General features: G+C 68.3%; 19 protein-coding genes. 11 read left to right on the forward strand and 8 right to left on the reverse strand.

Translation table 11 applies throughout. The features are described from left to right. Window positions 1–37: 37 nt before the first annotated feature. Genes D6850_RS07015 through D6850_RS07030 form a run of 4 tightly spaced genes read right to left on the reverse strand, consistent with a single transcriptional unit; the run spans window position 38 to window position 4,138 of the window. Window positions 38–2,170: a molybdopterin-binding protein gene (locus tag D6850_RS07015; RefSeq protein WP_121165291.1), complete on the reverse strand. Its 2,133-nt coding sequence runs from the start codon at window positions 2,168–2,170 to the stop codon at window positions 38–40. After that, entirely contained in the window at window positions 2,167–2,658 is a 492-nt protein-coding gene (gene mobB / locus D6850_RS07020; RefSeq protein ID WP_121165293.1) for a molybdopterin-guanine dinucleotide biosynthesis protein B, read from the reverse strand. The genes D6850_RS07015 and mobB overlap by 4 nt, the downstream gene beginning before the upstream one ends. Continuing rightward, window positions 2,655–3,254: a molybdenum cofactor guanylyltransferase MobA gene (gene mobA / locus D6850_RS07025; protein WP_121165295.1), complete on the reverse strand. Its 600-nt coding sequence runs from the start codon at window positions 3,252–3,254 to the stop codon at window positions 2,655–2,657. The genes mobB and mobA overlap by 4 nt, the downstream gene beginning before the upstream one ends. Then, window positions 3,251–4,138, reverse strand: coding sequence for a formate dehydrogenase accessory sulfurtransferase FdhD (locus D6850_RS07030; protein ID WP_121165297.1), 888 nt, complete (start codon window positions 4,136–4,138; stop codon window positions 3,251–3,253). Before D6850_RS07030 ends, mobA begins: the two co-directional genes overlap by 4 nt. Before the next feature lie 62 nt (window positions 4,139–4,200). Between D6850_RS07030 and D6850_RS07035 the strand changes: the two genes are divergently transcribed. Continuing rightward, a complete protein-coding gene (locus D6850_RS07035; protein ID WP_121165299.1) occupies window positions 4,201–4,899 on the forward strand; it encodes an AzlC family ABC transporter permease in 699 nt (232 codons plus the stop codon). Continuing rightward, a complete protein-coding gene (locus D6850_RS07040) occupies window positions 4,896–5,222 on the forward strand; it encodes an AzlD domain-containing protein (protein WP_121165301.1) in 327 nt (108 codons plus the stop codon). Before D6850_RS07035 ends, D6850_RS07040 begins: the two co-directional genes overlap by 4 nt. A gap of 97 nt (window positions 5,223–5,319) precedes the next feature. Here D6850_RS07040 and D6850_RS07045 read toward each other — a convergent pair whose 3' ends face one another. Beyond that, complete coding sequence (locus tag D6850_RS07045; RefSeq protein ID WP_121165303.1) at window positions 5,320–6,918, reverse strand: phosphoenolpyruvate carboxykinase; 1,599 nt, start codon at window positions 6,916–6,918, stop codon at window positions 5,320–5,322. 375 nt (window positions 6,919–7,293) lie between these two features. Here D6850_RS07045 and D6850_RS07050 point away from each other — a divergent pair, with 375 nt between their 5' ends. The 9 genes from D6850_RS07050 to aroA all read left to right on the forward strand — a co-directional run bounded on the left by D6850_RS07050 (window position 7,294) and on the right by aroA (window position 14,521). After that, on the forward strand, window positions 7,294–7,998 hold the full coding sequence (locus D6850_RS07050) for a response regulator transcription factor (protein ID WP_121165305.1): 705 nt from the start codon (window positions 7,294–7,296) through the stop codon (window positions 7,996–7,998). A 2-nt stretch (window positions 7,999–8,000) separates the two neighbouring features. Beyond that, window positions 8,001–9,710: a sensor histidine kinase gene (locus tag D6850_RS07055; RefSeq protein WP_121165307.1), complete on the forward strand. Its 1,710-nt coding sequence runs from the start codon at window positions 8,001–8,003 to the stop codon at window positions 9,708–9,710. Window positions 9,711–9,731: 21 nt separating this feature from the next. Further along, complete coding sequence (locus D6850_RS07060) at window positions 9,732–10,163, forward strand: HPr kinase/phosphorylase (RefSeq protein WP_121165309.1); 432 nt, start codon at window positions 9,732–9,734, stop codon at window positions 10,161–10,163. Between the two features lie 13 nt (window positions 10,164–10,176). Then, complete coding sequence (rapZ, locus tag D6850_RS07065; protein ID WP_121165311.1) at window positions 10,177–11,088, forward strand: RNase adapter RapZ; 912 nt, start codon at window positions 10,177–10,179, stop codon at window positions 11,086–11,088. Window positions 11,089–11,102: 14 nt separating this feature from the next. Continuing rightward, on the forward strand, window positions 11,103–11,495 hold the full coding sequence (locus D6850_RS07070; RefSeq protein ID WP_121165313.1) for a PTS sugar transporter subunit IIA: 393 nt from the start codon (window positions 11,103–11,105) through the stop codon (window positions 11,493–11,495). 2 nt (window positions 11,496–11,497) lie between these two features. Further along, window positions 11,498–11,776, forward strand: coding sequence for an HPr family phosphocarrier protein (locus tag D6850_RS07075; protein ID WP_206019229.1), 279 nt, complete (start codon window positions 11,498–11,500; stop codon window positions 11,774–11,776). 11 nt (window positions 11,777–11,787) lie between these two features. Next, the gene (locus D6850_RS07080; RefSeq protein WP_121165315.1) at window positions 11,788–12,723 is read left to right on the forward strand and encodes a lysophospholipid acyltransferase family protein; all 936 of its coding nucleotides are present in this window, start codon (window positions 11,788–11,790) and stop codon (window positions 12,721–12,723) included. Further along, the gene (locus D6850_RS07085) at window positions 12,720–13,088 is read left to right on the forward strand and encodes a RidA family protein (RefSeq protein ID WP_121165317.1); all 369 of its coding nucleotides are present in this window, start codon (window positions 12,720–12,722) and stop codon (window positions 13,086–13,088) included. The genes D6850_RS07080 and D6850_RS07085 overlap by 4 nt, the downstream gene beginning before the upstream one ends. 83 nt (window positions 13,089–13,171) lie before the next feature. Beyond that, entirely contained in the window at window positions 13,172–14,521 is a 1,350-nt protein-coding gene (aroA, locus tag D6850_RS07090) for a 3-phosphoshikimate 1-carboxyvinyltransferase (protein ID WP_121165320.1), read from the forward strand. A 229-nt stretch (window positions 14,522–14,750) separates the two neighbouring features. Here the strand turns inward: aroA and D6850_RS07095 are convergent, their stop codons facing one another. The 3 genes from D6850_RS07095 to D6850_RS07105 are packed head-to-tail and all read right to left on the reverse strand — an operon-like array spanning window position 14,751 to window position 17,516. Beyond that, window positions 14,751–15,749 (reverse strand): ABC transporter substrate-binding protein, encoded by a 999-nt coding sequence (locus tag D6850_RS07095; protein ID WP_121165322.1) that lies wholly within the window; start codon window positions 15,747–15,749, stop codon window positions 14,751–14,753. Between the two features lie 43 nt (window positions 15,750–15,792). Continuing rightward, window positions 15,793–16,641: an ABC transporter permease gene (locus D6850_RS07100; RefSeq protein ID WP_121165324.1), complete on the reverse strand. Its 849-nt coding sequence runs from the start codon at window positions 16,639–16,641 to the stop codon at window positions 15,793–15,795. Next, on the reverse strand, window positions 16,641–17,516 hold the full coding sequence (locus tag D6850_RS07105; RefSeq protein WP_121165326.1) for an ABC transporter permease: 876 nt from the start codon (window positions 17,514–17,516) through the stop codon (window positions 16,641–16,643). The genes D6850_RS07100 and D6850_RS07105 overlap by 1 nt, the downstream gene beginning before the upstream one ends. Window positions 17,517–17,661: the final 145 nt, after the last annotated feature.

Consider the following 17,661-nt stretch of genomic DNA (forward strand, 5'->3'; position numbering starts at 1 on the left):
CGTCTCTCGACGTTCCGAAAAGACTTGTATCCCACGCCTACAACCCGAAACTGGTGAAGGGGATATAGCGCACCGGGTCGCCGGGGGCGATCTCGGCCGCGCCGTCGGGCAGTTCGACCAGCCCCTCGGCCCAGCTCAGCCCGCTGACCCGCCCCGAACCCTCGGAGCCGAAGACCTCGGCGCGGCCGCCGCGGATGCGCGCGCGCAGGTATTCGCGCCGGCCCGGCTTCTTGCGCTTGGCGAAGGCGGCGGGGACGTCGAAGCCTTGCGGCTCGGTCCAGGCCGCGCCGGCCAGCGTCGCCAGCGCGGGGCGGGCGAAGATCAGTGTGCAGACCAGCGCCGCGACCGGGTTGCCGGGCAGGCCGAAGACCGGCTTGCCCTCCCAGAGCGCCAGCGCCAGCGGGCGCCCCGGCTTGAGCGCGATGCGCCAGGTCCGCATCGCGCCCGCCTCGCGCAGCAGCGCCGAGACGTGATCCTCGTCCCCCGCCGACGCGCCGCCCGAGGTGAGGATCGCGTCCGCCTCCAAAGCCGCCCGGTCGAGCGCGGCGCGCAGGGCTTCGCGGTCGTCAGGGATGCGTCCGATATCCACCACGTCAATCCCCATGCCGGCCATCAGCGCGCCCAGCATCGGGCGGTTGGCGTCATGGATATGCTCGGGAAGCGTCGCCTCGCCCGGCGCGCGGATTTCGTCCCCGGTCGACAGGATCGCGACGCGCAGACGGCGATACACGCGCACCTCGGCAGTTCCCGTCGCGGCCAGCAGCGCGAGGTCGGCCGGGGTCAGAACCCGCCCCTTCGCCGCGATCGCCTCGTCCGCCATGACATCCTCGCCCGCCTTGCGGGTGTTGGCGCCCTTGCGCACGCCGCTGCGGAATGCGATCCGCCGCGCGTCGCGGCGCACATCCTCTTCCAGCACGACGGTATCGACGCCCTCGGGGATGATTGCGCCGGTCAGAATGCGCAGCGCATGGCCGGGCGGCACAGCGCCGCGATATGCGCTCCCGGCCGCCGCGCGCCCGTCGCAGAGCGGCAGGACGTGATGCGGCGAGTCCGGAAGGCTCGCGAAGGCGAAGCCGTAGCCGTCCACCGCCGAGTTGGGGGCCGGCGGGTTGGAGCGCCGCGCGCGCACGTCTTCGGCCAGAACCCGCCCCGCCGCCGCGTCAAGCGGCAGGTTTTCCGCGCCCACGACCCGGTGCAGCCCGGCGCGCAGCGCGGTCAGCGCCTCGTCCACCGGGGTCCAGTGCACGCCGGCGGGCAGGGCGAAGCAGTCGTCGCGCAGCGGCGGCGGGTCAAGCGGGGCGTCATCGGCGGCCAGCGCGCAGAGGCGCGGGCCGTGACCGGCGGCGAGGATCCACGCCTCCTCCCGCGCTTCGGGCGGCAGGCCGGTCATCATCGCCTGCAGTTCGGGGACGGGCAAACGCGCCAAGGCGCGGGCAAGCAGGCGGACCTGCGCGCGGTCGCGGATCTCCTCGCCGCCGGTTTGCGCGTGGCGCACCGCGCGCTCGATCAGGCCGGGCCAGCATTCGGCCAGCACGACCGGGGCGTCCTGCCAATCGCCAAACGGCCAGACCGCCACGCCGGGGCGGCGGCGCAGGCGCGCCAGCATCGGCAGGCCCATCAGCGCCTGGCTGCCCACGGTCGGGTGATAGCAGAGCTGGAAACAGCTCGACGCCGCGCGCGCCGCGCGGTCGCAGGCGCGTTTCTCGGCCACCGCGTCAAAGCTGACGCCGCGCTTCGCGTAAGGGATGCCCGGCCAGCGGTCGCGATGGGTCTTGCCCCAGAACGGCCCGGGCCCGTCGAAGAGCGCGTTGAGCGTCTCGGCCACCTCGAAGCGGTTGTTGCGCCCGCTCTCGTCATCCTCGATCCGCGTCTCGAGCCAGTCCCAGAGGGCGAGCGGATCGTCCGACCCGGTCACGCGCCGGGCAAAGCCCGCCGGATAGCCGAAGGGGAAATCGAACGCGGCGAGCAGGCGGCGTCCGGCGGCGCGTTCCTCGTCGATGAGCGTGGCGAGCCGCGCCTCGGCCTCGTGGCGGGTGCGGCAGTAGAGCGGCTCATGCTCGACGCCGTCCCGGCTGAGGCCGATCCAGATCGCGTCCTTTGACGGGCGTTTGGGAGCGGGCGCGCTGGCGGCGGACCAGTCGGTGACGAGGACGCTGTCGAACCCCCTCACAGGCCAAGCTCCGCGGCGATGAAATCGGCGATGGCGTTGGTGTCGTCGAGATCGAAGACCGGGCGCTCGAGGGCGAGCGGCGCATCGCTTGCGACCGCGCGGATGGTGGGATCGTCGGGGGCGATCAGGGGATTGCCGGCGGCGGCGCGGTGGGCCTCGATCTTGGGGTGCGCGTCGCGCTTGTAGCCCTCGATCAGCACGAGGTCGGCGGGCGCCAGTCGCGTCAGCAGCTCCGCCAGCGGCGGTTCGGGCGCGCCTCGAAGCTCCGTCAGCAGCGCGACGCGATTGGACGAGGCCAGCAGCACCTCGTGCGCGCCCGCAGCGCGGTGGCGGTCGCTGTCGGCGCCGGGGCGATCCACGTCGAAGCTCTGATGCGCGTGTTTCACCGTCGACACGGTAAGGCCGCGCGCCGTGAACTCGGCCACCAGCCGCTCCACGAGTCCGGTCTTGCCCGCGTTCTTCCAGCCGGTGACGCCGTAGAGTTTCATGCCTCTTCCAATCGGGCGCGCGCGTGCGCCAGGTCCTCGGGCGTATTGACGTTGAAGAACGGCTCTCCGGCTTCATCGAAGAGGGCCGCCTGCCCGCCATGCCGGTCGGTCCACATGACGATCTTGCGCAAGCCCGCGCCGAGCGCGGCGCGCAGATCGTCGCGCAGCGCCACCGGCCAGAGGCCGAAGGTCGGCTGGCGGCCGTCCGGCGTGACGGCGAGCGCGAGAGGCGCGGCCATGCCCTCGGCGGCCAGCACCAGGCGCGGGACAAGATCGCAGGGAAAGAAGGGCGTGTCGGCGGCGACGCTCACCACCGCGTCCGCCCCCCGCTCGGCGGCCCAGTCGAGCCCGGCGAGAACCCCGGCGAGCGGGCCGGGAAAACCCCCGACCGGGTCGGACAGCACCGGCAGCCCGAGATGCGCAAAGCGCGCGGGATCGCCGTTGGCGTTGAGCGCGAGCGCCCCCACCTGCGGCGCGATCCGTGCGATCACCTGGTCGAGCAGCGTGCCGTCGCCCAGGCGCAGCAGCCCCTTGTCGCCGCCGCCCATGCGCGTGGCGCGCCCGCCCGCGAGGATGATGCCCAAGGGTTGCTTCATCGCGTCGCCCCCTTGCGGCGGTGCTTGCGCTCCTCCTCGGGCGCCTGCGCGGGGTCGATGTCGCGCAGCAGGCGTTCGTCGCCCGCAAGGCAGATGAACCGCTGCCCGCGCATCCGCCCGATAAGGGTGAGGTTGACGGAGCGGGCGATCTCGACCCCCCAGGCGGTGAAGCCCGAACGCGAGGCGAGAACCGGGATGCCCATCAGCGCGGTCTTGATCACCATCTCCGACGTCAGCCGCCCGGTGGTGTAGAGCAGCTTTCCCGCGGGGCCGACCCCTTCGGAGAGCATCCAGCCCGCAATCTTGTCGACCGCGTTGTGCCGGCCCACGTCCTCCATGTAGACGAGCGGGCGCGCGCCCTCGCAGAGCACGGTGCCGTGGATCGCCCCCGCGGCGAGGTAGAGCGACGGGGTGCGGTTGATGACATGCGCGAGGTTGTAGAGATCGGACGTCCTGACGGTGGCGTCGGGCAGGCGCAATCCCTCCAGCCCCTCCATCATGTCGCCAAAGACGGTGCCGACGGCGCAGCCGCTGGTGCGGGTCTTCTTCCTGAGCTTGTCCTCGTAGCTGGTCTGCCCGTCCGTGCGCACCACAACGGTTTCAAGGTCGTCATCGTAATCGACGCGCAGCACCTTTTCGCCGTCGCGCAGCATCCCCTGGTTGCGCAGGAAGCCAAGCGCGAGGTATTCGGGATAATCCCCGATGGTCATCGCGGTGACGATCTCGTTCCCGTTGAGAAAGATCGTGAGCGGGCGTTCCTCGACCACGTCGATGGTCTGCGCGGCGCCGGTGTGGTCGATGCCGCTGACCGCGCGGGTGAGGCCCGGCGCGGAGGGGTCCGGGGCGATCAGGTAGCCGGGATCGGGCGGCGCGTCTTGGGGCAATTGTGTCTCCTGTCGTTTCCCGGTAGGCGGAGGGTTGATCTTCGATCCGGAACGGCGGCACCATGCAAACCACCAATTCCCCCTACTGGCAAGGCGTGCGCGCGGGGCTTCCGTTCATCGTCATCCTGGCGCCGTTCGGCCTGCTCTTCGGCGTCGTCGCCGCCGAGGCCGGGCTGAGCATGTTCGAGGCCGTCTTCATGTCCGCGATCACCGTGGCGGGAGCGGCGCAATTCACCGCCGTGCAATTGCTGAGCGAACAGGCGCCGACCGTGATCGTCATCGCCGCCGCGCTGACGGTCAACCTGCGGCTGGCGATGTATTCGGCGGCGCTGACGCCCTATCTGGGGCAGGCGTCGGCGCCGATGCGCGCGTTGATCGCGTATTGCGTGGTCGACCAGACCTACGCCTGTTCGGTCGCGGCCTACGAGACACACGCGCACTGGACCCTGCGCGACCGGATCGCCTTCTACTTCGGGGTTTCGACGCCTTTGATGCCGAACTGGATCGTCTTCACCTTCATCGGCGCGCTGGTGGGCGAGGCGATCCCGGACGCGCTGGCGCTCGACTTCGCGATCCCGATCACCTTTATCGCGCTGGTGATGCCGATGATGCGGACCGGCGCGCACCGGGCGGCGGCGCTGGCGGGGATCGTCGCGTCGCTGTCGCTGACCTGGCTGCCCTATTCGCTGGGAATCATCGTGGCCGGCGTGATCGGCATGATCGTCGGCGCCGAGGTCGAGCGGCGCGGTGCGGCGGCATGATCGACAAGGGCGATATCTGGCTGACGGTTCTCGCGCTCGGGGCGGGGAGCTACCTGTTGCGGTTCGTGTTCATCGGGCTGGTGGGCGACCGGCCGATGCCCGCGTGGCTACTGCGGCACCTGCGCTACACGGCCGTGGCGGTGCTGCCGGCGCTGATCGCGCCGATGGTGCTGTGGCCGCCCGCGACCGGCGGCGCGATCGATTTGCCGCGCCTCGCAGCAGCCGCCGCCGCGACCGCCGTGGCGTGGAGGACGCATAGCGTGATCGGCTCCATCCTCGCCGGGGGCGGGACGCTTTACCTCGGGCTGTGGCTGGTCGGGTGAGCGCCGTGGCCGGGCGCGGGCCGTGCGCTCGAGTATTTTCGCAACATTGAGAGCAGGTGGTCCCCGCCCGGCGTTCGGGCGGGGCAGGGGCGCGGGGTCAGCCGATGGCGGCGGCCTTCACGTCCTCGTCGATATACGGCAGGTATTGCTCGAAGTTTTCCGAGAACATCCTGACCAGCTTGGCCGCCTGGCGGTCATAGCTGTCGGGCCGGTCCCAGGTGCGGCGCGGATCGAGCAGCACGGTCGGCACGCCCGGCGCGTCCTTGGGCACCTCGAAGCCGAAATTGGCGTCCTTGCGGAACCCCACATTGCTGAGCGAGCCGTCAAGCGCGGCGGTCAGCAGCGCGCGCGTGGCCTTGATCGGCATGCGCGCGCCGGTGCCGTAGGCGCCCCCCGTCCAGCCGGTGTTCACCAGCCAGCAGGTCGCGCCGTGCTTGGCGATCTTGGCCTTGAGAAGGTTGCCGTAGACCTCGGGGCGGCGCGGCATGAAGGGCGCGCCGAAGCAGGTCGAGAAGGTCGGCTCGGGCTCGGTCACGCCGCGCTCGGTGCCCGCTACCTTGGAGGTGAAGCCCGAAAGGAAGTGATACATCGCCTGCGCGGGCGTCAGCCGCGCGATGGGGGGCAGCACGCCGAATGCGTCGCAGGTCAGCATGATGATGTTCTTGGGATGACCCCCCATCGCCGACTCGGAGGCGTTCGAGATGTATTCCAGCGGGTAGGCGCAGCGCATGTTGGCGGTGAGCGAGTCGTCCTCGAAGTCGAGCTCGCGGGTTTCGGGATCGAAGACCATGTTCTCGATCACGGTGCCGAATTTCTCGGTCGTGGCGTGGATCTCGGGCTCGGCCTCGGGGTCGAGATGGATGGTCTTGGCGTAGCAGCCGCCTTCGAAGTTGAACGTGCCGCGATCCGACCAGCCGTGTTCGTCGTCGCCGATGAGGATGCGTTCGGGATCGGCCGAAAGCGTCGTCTTGCCGGTGCCGCTGAGGCCGAAGAAGATCGCGGTGTCGACCGGGTTTCCCTCGGCGTGGTTGGCCGAGCAGTGCATCGGCATGACGCCCTTTTGCGGCAGCAGGTAGTTCAGCAGGGTGAAGACCGATTTCTTGTTCTCGCCCGCGTATTCCGTGCCGCCGATCAGGATGATCTTGCGGTCGAAATTCATCGCGATGACGGTGTCCGAGCGGCAGTCGTGCTTTTCCGGGTCGGATTTAAAGCTGGGGCAGTTGATGACAGTGAAATCGGCGGTGAAGTTTTCCAGCGACTCGCGGTCGGGGCGGCGCAGGAGGTGGCGGATGAAGAGGCCGTGCCAGGCAAGCTCGGTGATCATGCGCACCTTGATCGAATGGGCCGGGTCCGCGCCGCCGACGAGATCCTGCACGTAGTAGCGCCCGCCCTGCATATGCGCGATCATGTCGTCATAGAGCGCGTCGAACCCTTCCGGCGACATCTCGGCGTTGTTTTCCCACCAGACTTGATCGGCGACGCTGTCGGTCCTGACGATATGCTTGTCCTTGGGGGAGCGGCCGGTGAACTTGCCCGTGGTGACCAGGAACGCGCCGCCGCGGCCCAGCGTGCCTTCGCCGTTCTTCAGCGCCGCTTCGACCAGCGCGGATTCGATCAGGTTGTACTGAACGTCCCCCAGCCCGTCGATCCCCTGGTCCTCGAGTTGGAAATTCGGGTTCACCCGTCCGAATGTCATGCCTGTCTTCTCCAAGTCTGGGGCGCCGTCCGGAGCGGGCGGAGCCGGGGCGCCCGGGCCGCCCCGTGCGGTCCTCCATGTGCCCGTTGGCCGGGTCTTAGCATGGGGCCTGCGCGAATGAACAGGTCGCTTCTCGGGCGTTAGCGCAACCACCGGACCGTTAGCGCAACCACGCGACCAGGTCGGCAGCGCGGCGCCGGAATGTGGAAAAAGCGAGGCATCTCGCCGCGGCATTTTAGCCATTTCTGAAGTTTTTTTGCCCGAAATGGGGCGGCTCGCATGGCTGATTCGCAGTTTTGGATTGATTGCAAAGAGGAAAGGGGCGCATAGTGTCTGAAAAAAACAGGCAACTTGAGCAGTATAAGGACAGAACAAATGTCTAAGATCGCCCTTGTGGACGATGACAGGAATATTCTTACATCCGTTTCCATGACCCTCGAGGCCGAAGGTTTCGAGGTCGAGACCTATAACGACGGCCAGCAGGCCTTTGACGCCTTCAACAAGAAACTGCCGGACATGGCCGTGCTGGACATCAAGATGCCGCGCATGGACGGGATGGACCTGCTTCAGCGGCTGCGCCAGAAATCGCAGATGCCGGTGATCTTCCTGACCTCCAAGGACGACGAGATCGACGAGGTGCTCGGCCTGCGCATGGGCGCGGACGACTACGTCAAGAAACCCTTCTCTCAGCGTCTGCTGGTCGAACGCATCCGCGCGCTTCTGCGGCGGCAGGAGGCGCTGGACGGCACGGTCGCCGCCACCGAGGAGGACGAGGGCAAGGTGATCGAACGCGGCGATCTGCGGATGGACCCGCTGCGCCACGCCGTATCGTGGAAGGGCCAGGACGTGTCGCTGACCGTGACCGAATTCCTGCTCCTGCAGGCGCTCGCGCAGCGCCCCGGCTTCGTCAAGAGCCGCGATCAGCTGATGGACGTGGCCTATGACGACCAGGTCTATGTCGACGACCGCACCATCGACAGCCATATCAAGCGCCTGCGCAAGAAGCTGCGCTCGGTCGATCCGGAGTTCTCGGCGATTGAGACGCTCTACGGGATCGGCTACAGATACAACGAAGACTGACCGTGGCCTTGGTCGAGGGGATCAGCGTGCGCGACGCGCCATCGAGGCAGCACGGCGATGTGGTTCTGGGGGATGATTTCGTCGCTCCCGACAATATCGTCGAGGACGAGGTGCGCGCCCGCCGGGCGCGGCGCGGGCTGGCGTCCCTGCGCAACTCGCCCCTGACGCGCAAGATCATCACCTTCAACCTGATCGCGCTCAACATTCTCGTGGCCGGGCTGCTTTATCTCAACTCGTCGCGCGACGGGCTGGCGCTGCAGCGCGCCAACGGCCTCGCAGGGGAGGCGGAGCTGGTCGCCGACGTGTTCGAGGCGCAACTCCCCGCCGCCGCGCCGGTCAACCTCGTGACCGGGGACGGCATCGATGTCGCCGCAACCCTGGCGGGGCTGGATATCGGCGACGGCGCCGAGATCTTCGTCTTCGACGAGAACGGCGTGCTCGCGGGACACGCGATCGGCAGCAGGCCGCGCGGCGCCGAGGAACCCGATAGCCAGCCGACCATCATCACCGACGCGCTCAGCGCGCTCTGGCGGTGGCTGTCCTCGCCATTCGTGTCGGATAGCGCCGCGGCGCGTCCCAGCGTCGAGGAAACCGCGCGCGCGCAGGTGCCCGACGTGCTGGCCGGGGGCGCGCAGGTCACGACCGGCGAGGCCGCGGGCGGCGCTGTGTTCTCCGTGGCCACCCCGATCGAGCAGGACGGCCGCGCGATCGGTGTCGTCGCCCTTGTCAGCGCCTCGGGCGAGATCGACCGCATGGTCATGGCCGAGCGCGAGCGCGTGTTGCAGATGTTCATCATCGCCACGCTGGTCTCCATCGGGCTCAGCCTGATCCTCGCCTCCACCATCGCGCATCCGCTGGCCGACCTGGCCGCCGCCGCCGAGGTCGGCGGCGCGCGCAACCGCGGCAAGCATGGGCAGGGGCGCATCCGCATCCCCGACCTGACCGCGCGGCCCGACGAGATCGGGCGCCTGTCCGGCGCGCTGCGCGGCATGGTCGGCGCGCTCTACAACCGGATCGACAGCAACGAACAATTCGCCGCAGACGTCGCCCACGAGATCAAGAACCCGCTCGCCTCGCTGCGCAGCGCCGTCGGGACCATGCGCGTGGCCAAGCGCGAGGACCAGCGCGAGAAGCTGCTCGAGGTGATCGAGCATGACGTGCGCCGGCTCGACCGGCTGGTGAGCGATATCTCGAACGCCTCGCGGCTGGATTCCGAACTGGTCAAGGAAGAGGAAGAGCCGTTCGACCTGCTCACCATGCTGCGCAACCTCGGCGAATATCTCGGCCAGGACGCCCGCGGCAAGGGGATCGACTTCATCACCGATTTCCCCGACGATCCGATCATCATCAACGGGCTGGAGGCGCGGCTTGCGCAGGTCTTCGTCAACCTGATCTCCAACGCCACCAGCTTCTGCGAGGACGGCGACGCGATCCGCGTCTGGGCGCGCCGGCGCGAGAACCGCGTGCTGGTGGTGGTCGAGGACACCGGCCCCGGCATCCCGGACGAGGCGCTGACCAAGATCTTCCAGCGGTTCTATTCGCAGCGCAGCGAGACGGATTTCGGCAACAATTCGGGTCTTGGCCTCGCCATCTCCAAGCAGATCGTGGAGGCGCATGGCGGCGTGATCTGGGCCGAGAACATCCGCCCCACCGACGCCGACATCACCTCGGACCCGCTTGGCGCGCGCTTTGTCGTCGGCCTGCCGGTCTGAGCGCCGCCCGAACGCCGCCGCATGAGCGATGCCCCCGACACCGTGACGCTGCATGCGACCTGCGTCGCGCTCGAGGGGCGGGCGCTGTTGATCCGGGGCGCGTCGGGCAGCGGCAAGTCGGCGCTCGCCTTGCAGATGATCGCGCTCGGGGCCGGGCTGATCGCGGATGACCGCACCTGTCTGCGGCGCGTGGGCGACAAGGTGATCGCCAGCGCCCCGGACGCGATCAGGGGCCAGATTGAGGCGCGCGGGATCGGCATCCTGTCCGCGCCCGCCGCCGCGCCCGCGCCGCTGGTCGCGGTCGTCGCGATGGACCGGCGCGCGACGCGCCGCTTGCCGAAGGAACAGCGCGCCGATATCCTCGGGGTCAGCCTTCCGGATATCGGAATGATCGATGCCCCCCATTTTCCCGCCGCGCTGTGCCTCTACCTGCGGAGCGGCCGGATCGCCTGAGGAAGAGCCCGCCATGACCGAGCCCCAAGTCGCACCGCCGCTGGTCCTGGTGACCGGGCCGTCGGGGGCCGGGCGCACGACGGCGATCCGCGCGCTCGAGGACATGGGCTACGAGGCGATCGACAACCTGCCGCTGTCGCTGCTGCCGCGGCTGCTTGCCGGCCCGGCCCCGCATCGTCCGATGGCGCTTGGCGTGGACACGCGCAACCGCGATTTCTCGACCCAGACGCTGATCGAGGCCATCGATCGGCTGAACGAAGTCACCGTCATGCCGGCGCAACTGCTCTACCTGGATTGCGCGCCGGATGTGCTGCAGCGCCGCTTCTCCGAAACGCGCCGGCGTCACCCGCTGGCCCCGGACGAGAGCGCGCGGACCGGGATCGAGCGCGAACTCGACCTGCTGGGGCCGATCCGGGTGCGCGCCAACATCCTGATCGACACCTCCGAGATGACGCCGCATGACCTGCGCGCGGAGGTGGCCCGCTGGTTCGCGCCTGAATCTGGCGCGACCCTTGCGGTGTCGGTGCATTCGTTTTCCTACAAGCGCGGCCTGCCGCGCGGCGCGGACATGGTGTTCGATTGCCGGTTCCTGCAAAACCCCTACTGGGAGCCCGAGTTGCGCGCGCTCGACGGGCGCGACGCGGCGGTTGCGGCCTATATCGCGCAGGATCCGCTGAGCGGCCCGTTCCAGGAACGGCTGCGCGACATGGTCGAGATGCTGCTGCCGGCCTATGTCAACGAGGGCAAGGCATACCTGTCGATCGCGCTGGGCTGCACCGGCGGGCAGCACAGGTCAGTGGCGGTGGCGGAATCTTTGGCGGCGGCCCTTGCGGATGCGGGCTGGCGGGTGTCAACTAGGCACCGGGAACTGGAACGTCGCGCCGCGGGGTCCGCGGGAGAGGGAATCGACGTCGCCCGGCTGTAAGGGGAACGAGCGCCTTGATCGGGATCGTCATCGTGGCACATGGGGGCCTCGCGCGGGAATACATGGCGGCGGTCGAACACGTGCTGGGCGCGCAGCCGAACATGCGCGCCGTCACCTTCTGCGCGGATCACGACCGCGCCGCCAAGCAGGCCGAGATCTGCGCGGCGGCCGATGACGTGGATACCGGCGCGGGCGTCGTGGTCGTCACCGACATGTTCGGCGGCTCGCCCTCCAACCTGTCGCTCAAGGCCTGCCAGCCCGACGACCGGCGTATCGTCTACGGCGCCAACTTGCCATTGCTGATAAAATTGACGAAAAGCCGGGGCAAGAGGGTCTCCGAGGCGGTTCGCGACGCGCTTGACGCGGGACGCAAGTACATAGACAGCCAGAACATATCGGTGGATTGACCATGTCCGACGTGAAGAGACGTCAGCTTGAAATCGTCAACGTCAAGGGCCTGCACGCCCGCGCGGCGGCCAAGCTGGTCGAAGTGGCCGAAGGATTCGACGCCACCGCCGAAGTGTCCCAGAACGGCCAGACCGCCAGCGCCGACAGCATCATGGGGCTTTTGATGTTGGCAGCCGCGAAGGGAACCACTATTGACGTCGAGACGCGCGGCCCCGACGCCGATGCGCTGGCCGACGCGATCGCGGCCCTCGTCGCGGGCCGCTTCGGCGAGGACATGTAAGCGCCCGGAACATGGCACGAGGTGGGACGGTCCAGTTGGCAGAGGATAAGGACGATTCGGGCGAGCTGGCGCACGCCGAGACGGTGACGTTCACCAAGTATGATCGCCGCAGTCTCACCTATGCCAACTCTTTCGATCGTCCGCTGACCGCGCGCGCCATCCGCACGATCGAATGGTTCACCGGCAAGCTGGCGATCATTCGCATGATCCGCGAATTCGAGAAACGCGGCGCGCCCACCGGCCAGCCGTTCTGGCGCGCGGCGCTGGGCACGATGGGCATCGATCTGCTGACCCCCGACGAGGAGCTTCGCAACATCCCGGCCGAGGGGCCGGTGGTGGCGGTGGCGAACCATCCGCACGGGCTTGTCGACGGGATGATCCTCGCCGATCTGATCGGGCGGCGGCGGACCGATTACAAGATCCTCACCCGCGCCCTGCTGACCGGCATCGACGAGGTCGCGGCGAGCTACATGATCCCGGTGCCCTTTCCGCACGAGCCCGACGCGCAGCGCAAATCGGTCGAGATGCGCGCCAAGGCGATGGCCCATCTGCGCGAGGGCGGGCTCATCAGCGTGTTTCCCTCGGGCGTGGTGGCGTCCTCGGACACGCTGTTCGGCCCGGCGATCGAGCGGGAATGGAACGTCTTCACCGCGCAGATGATCCGCCGCTCGGGCGCCGCGGTGGTGCCGATCTACTTTCCCGGCGCCAACAGCCGCTGGTACCAGGTCGCCAACCGCCTGTCGGCGACGCTGCGCCAGGGGCTGCTGCTGCACGAGGTGGTGCACAGCTGCAACCGCCCGCAGAAACCCGTCGTCGGCGCGCCCATCGGCGCGGAGCGGATGGAAATGCTCGAGAACGACCCGCGCGGCTTCATGACATGGCTGCGCGCGCATACACTGTCGCTGGGACAAACCGGCCCGGCCAAACCCGAAGGAGATGAAAGATGACCAAGATCACCCGCAGCCACTCCGGCAAGCGCATGAGCCAGATCGTGAAGCACGGGGAGACCGTGTATCTTGCCGGGCAGGTCGGCGAGGAGGGCGACAGCGTCGCCGATCAGACCCGCAGCTGCCTCGAGAAGGTGGACAAGCTGCTGGCCGAGGCCGGAACGGACAAGGCGCGCATCCTGCAAACGACGATCTGGCTGGCGGACATGGGCGATTTCGCAGAGATGAACGAGGTCTGGGACGCCTGGGTTCCCGAGGGTCACGCGCCGGCGCGCGCCTGCGGCGAAGCGAAGCTCGCCACGCCCGACCTCGCCGTCGAGGTGATGGTGATCGCGGCCTGCGACCCGTCTTCCGAGGGCCGCTGAGAGCGTCGCACATATCCTGACGGGCGCGCGCGGCGGCAGGTTGTGCGCGCCCGTCCGCACATCCAGATGAAGGAGCGCGCGCCATGTCCGGCCACGCCACACCCGTTCCCATGACATCGCATCCCTGCGGCCCGCTTGCGGGAATCGCGGAGGTTCCGGGGGACAAGTCGATCTCGCACCGCGCGCTGATCCTCGGCGCGATGGCGGTGGGCGAGACGCGCATCACCGGCCTGCTGGAAGGGGAGGACGTGCTCGACACCGCGCGGGCGATGCGGATGCTGGGCGCGGAGGTCACCGATCACGGCGGCGGCTCGTGGTCGGTCCACGGCGTCGGCACGGGCGGGTTCGCCGAGCCCGACCAGGTGATCGACTGCGGCAATTCGGGCACCGGGGTGCGCCTGTTGATGGGGGCGGTCGCGACCTCTCCGATCAGCGTGACGTTCACCGGGGACTCCTCGCTCAACGGTCGCCCGATGGCGCGGGTGACGGATCCGCTCGCGCTGTTCGGCGCGCGCGCGACGGGGCGCAGCGGCGGGCGGCTGCCGATGACGATCCAGGGCGCGGCGAACCCGGTCCCGGTGCGCTACGCGGCGCCGGTGCCCTCGGCCCAGGTGAAGTCCGCGGTGCTGCTTGCGGGGCTGAACGCGCCGGGGCAGACCGTGGTGATCGAGCGCGAGGCGACGCGCGATCATTCCGAACGGATGCTCGCCGGCTTTGGCGCCGAGATCGCGACCGAGGAAACCGACGAGGGTCGGGTCATCACGCTCACCGGCCAGCCCGAGCTCAGCCCGCAGGACATCGCCGTGCCGCGCGACCCGTCAAGCGCCGCCTTCCCGGTTTGCGCCGCGCTGATCGTGCCGGGCTCGGACGTGCTCGTGCCGGGGATCGGGCTCAACCCGACGCGCGCGGGCCTCTTCGCCACGCTGCGCGAGATGGGCGCGGACCTCACTTATGAGAACGAGCGCACCGAGGGGGGCGAGCCGGTCGCCGACCTGCGCGCGCGCTATTCGCCCGACATGCAGGGGATCGAGGTCGACCCGGCCCGCGCGGCCAGCATGATCGACGAATATCCCGTGCTGTCGGCGGTCGCCGCCAACGCGACCGGGCGCACGGTGATGCGCGGAGTGCGCGAACTGCGGGTGAAGGAAAGCGATCGGATCGACGCGATGGCAACCGGCCTGCGCGCCTGCGGGGTCGAGGTGGAGGAGGGCGAGGACTGGTGGATCGTCACCGGGCGCGGCCCCGGCGGCGTGCCGGGCGGCGCGACCTGCGCAAGCCATCTCGACCACCGGATCGCCATGTCCTTCCTGGTGCTCGGCATGGCCGCGGCGGCGCCCGTGCGCGTCGACGACGGCGGCCCGATCGCCACGTCCTTCCCGGTGTTCGGACCGCTCATGGCGGACCTTGGCGCGAAGATCGAACGCGAGCGCTGAGGCGGGCGGCGGGAACCGGGTATTTTCAGCGGGCGAGCCCGGCGTCTGGGCCGACGGCACCCCTCGCAAAGACCGAGGGCCGGAAACGCAATCGTCCACCGCCTGCGCGGTGGATGAAGAGGAGGGCGAGGAGGCAAGCCGGCGATGCGTTTCACCGCTTTAAAACAAGTGGGCCGCGCATCCCATTCGGAACGCGCGGCCCTCGTCGTCAAAGCCGGCTGTCGCCCGCTCAGTTCTTGTTCAGCGCCTTGTCGGTGACGACGTGGGTCCAGGCGCCCTCACCTGGGTGTTTGCTGATCACCGGGTCCGAGCCGCCCGAGAGCAGCGATTCCACCGTGTGCTCGAAATCCGCCGGGTCCAGTTCGCCGTCGGTGCCGGCGGTCAGCTTGGCGACCTCGCTGGTCATGTGGATCTGGTGCTCTTCGATCTGCGCGCCGCTGGCGTCATTGTCCAGCACGATCATCGCGGCGTCTTCGGGGTTTTCACGCGCCCATTCCCAGCCCTTCATCGAGGCGCGCACGAAGCGGGCCATCTTGTCGACGAATTCGGGGTCGTCGAGGTTGTCCTCGAGCACGTAAAGCCCGTCCTCGAGCGTGGCGACGCCCTGGTCCTCGTATTTGAACACGGTAAGTTCATCCTCGGTCAGACCCGCGTCCAGAACCTGCCAGTATTCGTTATAGGTCATGGTCGAGATGCAGGCCGCCTGTTTCTGCAAGAGCGGATCGACGTTGAAGCCCTGCTTGAGCACCGTCACGCCGTCCTCGCCGCCATCGGTCGGGATGCCGAGCTTGCTCATCCAGCTGAGGAACGGGTATTCGTTGCCGAAGAACCAGACGCCCAGCGTCTCGCCCGGAAAGTCCTCGGGGCTGGTGACGCCGCTGTCGTTGCGGCAGGTCAGCATCATGCCCGATTTCTTGAACGGCTGCGCGATGTTGACGAGCGGCAGGCCCTTTTCGCGGCTGGCCAGCGCGGAGGGCATCCAGTCGACGATGACATCCGCGCCGCCCCCGGCGATGACCTGCGCGGGGGCGATGTCCGGGCCGCCCGGCTTGATCGTGACGTTGAGATCCTCGTCCTCGTAGAACCCCTTGTCCTTGGCCACGTAATAGCCGGCGAACTGGCCCTGGGTGACCCATTTCAGTTGCAGCGTGACGTCGTCGGCGGCCTGCGCGGCGGCGGCGCTGAGCCCCAGTGCCGCGGCTCCGAGGGTGGCTGTGAGTTTCTTCATTGCTTTCTCTCCCTGTTGCAGTCGTTTGATTGGTCAAGACCGGTCATGTGCGGCCCCTTTGCGATGGGTGCCAGAATGTCATTGCTTTCTCGACCAAGGCAACCCCGCCGTAGAAGGCGCTGCCGGCGATGGCGGCGACGACGATCTCGGCCCAGACCAGGTCCATCGCCAGTTGCCCGACCGAGGTCGAGATGCGAAAGCCCATGCCCTTGACGGGCGAGCCGAAGAACTCGGCCACGATGGCGCCGATCAGCGCCAGCGTCGAAGCGATCTTGAGCCCGTTGAAGATGAAGGGCATCGCCGCCGGAAGCCGCAGCTTCAGCAGCGTCTGCCAGTAGCTCGCGCCGTAAGTGCGCATGAGGTCCCGCTGCATCGCCCCGGTGTCCTGCAAGCCCTGCACGGTGTTCACGAGCATTGGGAAGAACACCATGACGACGACCACGGCCGCCTTGGATTCCCAGCCGAAATCGAACCACATCACCATGATCGGCGCCATGCCGATGATCGGCAGCGCGGCCACGAAATTGCCCACCGGCAGCAGCCCGCGCTTGAGAAAATCGAACCGGTCCACGGCGATCGCGACCGCCACGGCGCTGCCGCAGCCGAGGATGTAGCCCGACATCGCGCCCTTGATCACGGTCTGCACGAAATCCATCCAGAGGATCGCGGTCGAGCGGGCAAGCGCGTGTCCGATATCCGAAGGCGCGGGCAGCAGAACCTTTGAGACGCCAAGCCCACGCACCGCACATTCCCAGACGACGATCAGCGTGACGCCGAAGATCACCGGAACGATGAACCGGATCATGGGCGTCGCCGGACGCCGGCGCGCCAGCCAGGCGTTCAACTGCCAGCCGCCGATCCAGAAGACGAAACCGAAGACCAGCCAGCCCATCACGCCATCCCCATCCGGTTCAGCGTGAGGCGTTGCAACACCCCGATGCAGCCGACGAGAACCGCCGCCAGCACCGCCGCCATGATGAGCGCGCTCCAGATCTGGATCGTCTGGCCGTAATAGCTCCCCGCGAGCAGCCGCGCGCCAAGGCCCGCGACCGCGCCGGTGGGCAGTTCGCCGATGATCGTGCCCACGAGGCTCGCCGCCATCGCCACCTTGAGCGAGGTGAAGAAATACGGCATCGAGGCCGGCAGCCGCAGCTTGAAGAAGGTCTGAAAGCGGCTGGCGTTCCAGGTGCGCATCTGGTCGAGCTGCATCGCGTCGGGGCTGCGCAGCCCCTTGACCATGCCGACCGCGACCGGGAAGAACGAAAGATACATGGAAATCATTGCCTTGGGCAGCAGCCCCGAGACCCCGACCGCGTTCAGAACCACGATGATCATCGGCGCGATGGCGAGGATCGGAATGGTCTGGCTGGCGATCACCCAGGGCATCACGCTCATGTCCATGGTGCGGTTGTGCACGATCCCAACCGCCAGGAGCGTGCCGAGCGCCGTCCCCAGCAGGAAGCCCAGCACCGTCGCGCTGAACGTGACCCAGGAATGGTAGATCAGCGACCGCTTGGAAAACCCGCGCCCCTTCAGCACCATCTCGCCGGTCGTCTTCCAGATCTCCGCGCCCACCTGGTGCGGGGCGGGCAGCTTGGGCTTGCGCTGGTTCCAGGTGTCGGCGACCAGTTCGGTGAACGTCAGCTGCGTCCCGGCGCGTGTCGCCTTGTCCCGCGCCCAGTCCGCGTTGAGCGCGATGGACGCACCATACCAGAGCAGGATGATCGCCGCCACGACGGTGAGGATCGGCACGACGCTGCGCATCATGCCCTCCCTGCTTTCGATGTTCCAAGAATACTCGATCGCCCGGCCTGCGGCAGGCGTGGTTTTTCGAGTATTCTAAGAACGTTGAAAGGAATTGGTGGTGATCTGTCCATGCGGTACAGGCTGGAGAGCCGATGACCGTGAACGT

The organism is Roseovarius spongiae, from assembly GCF_003651245.1.
GTDB lineage: Bacteria > Pseudomonadota > Alphaproteobacteria > Rhodobacterales > Rhodobacteraceae > Roseovarius > Roseovarius spongiae.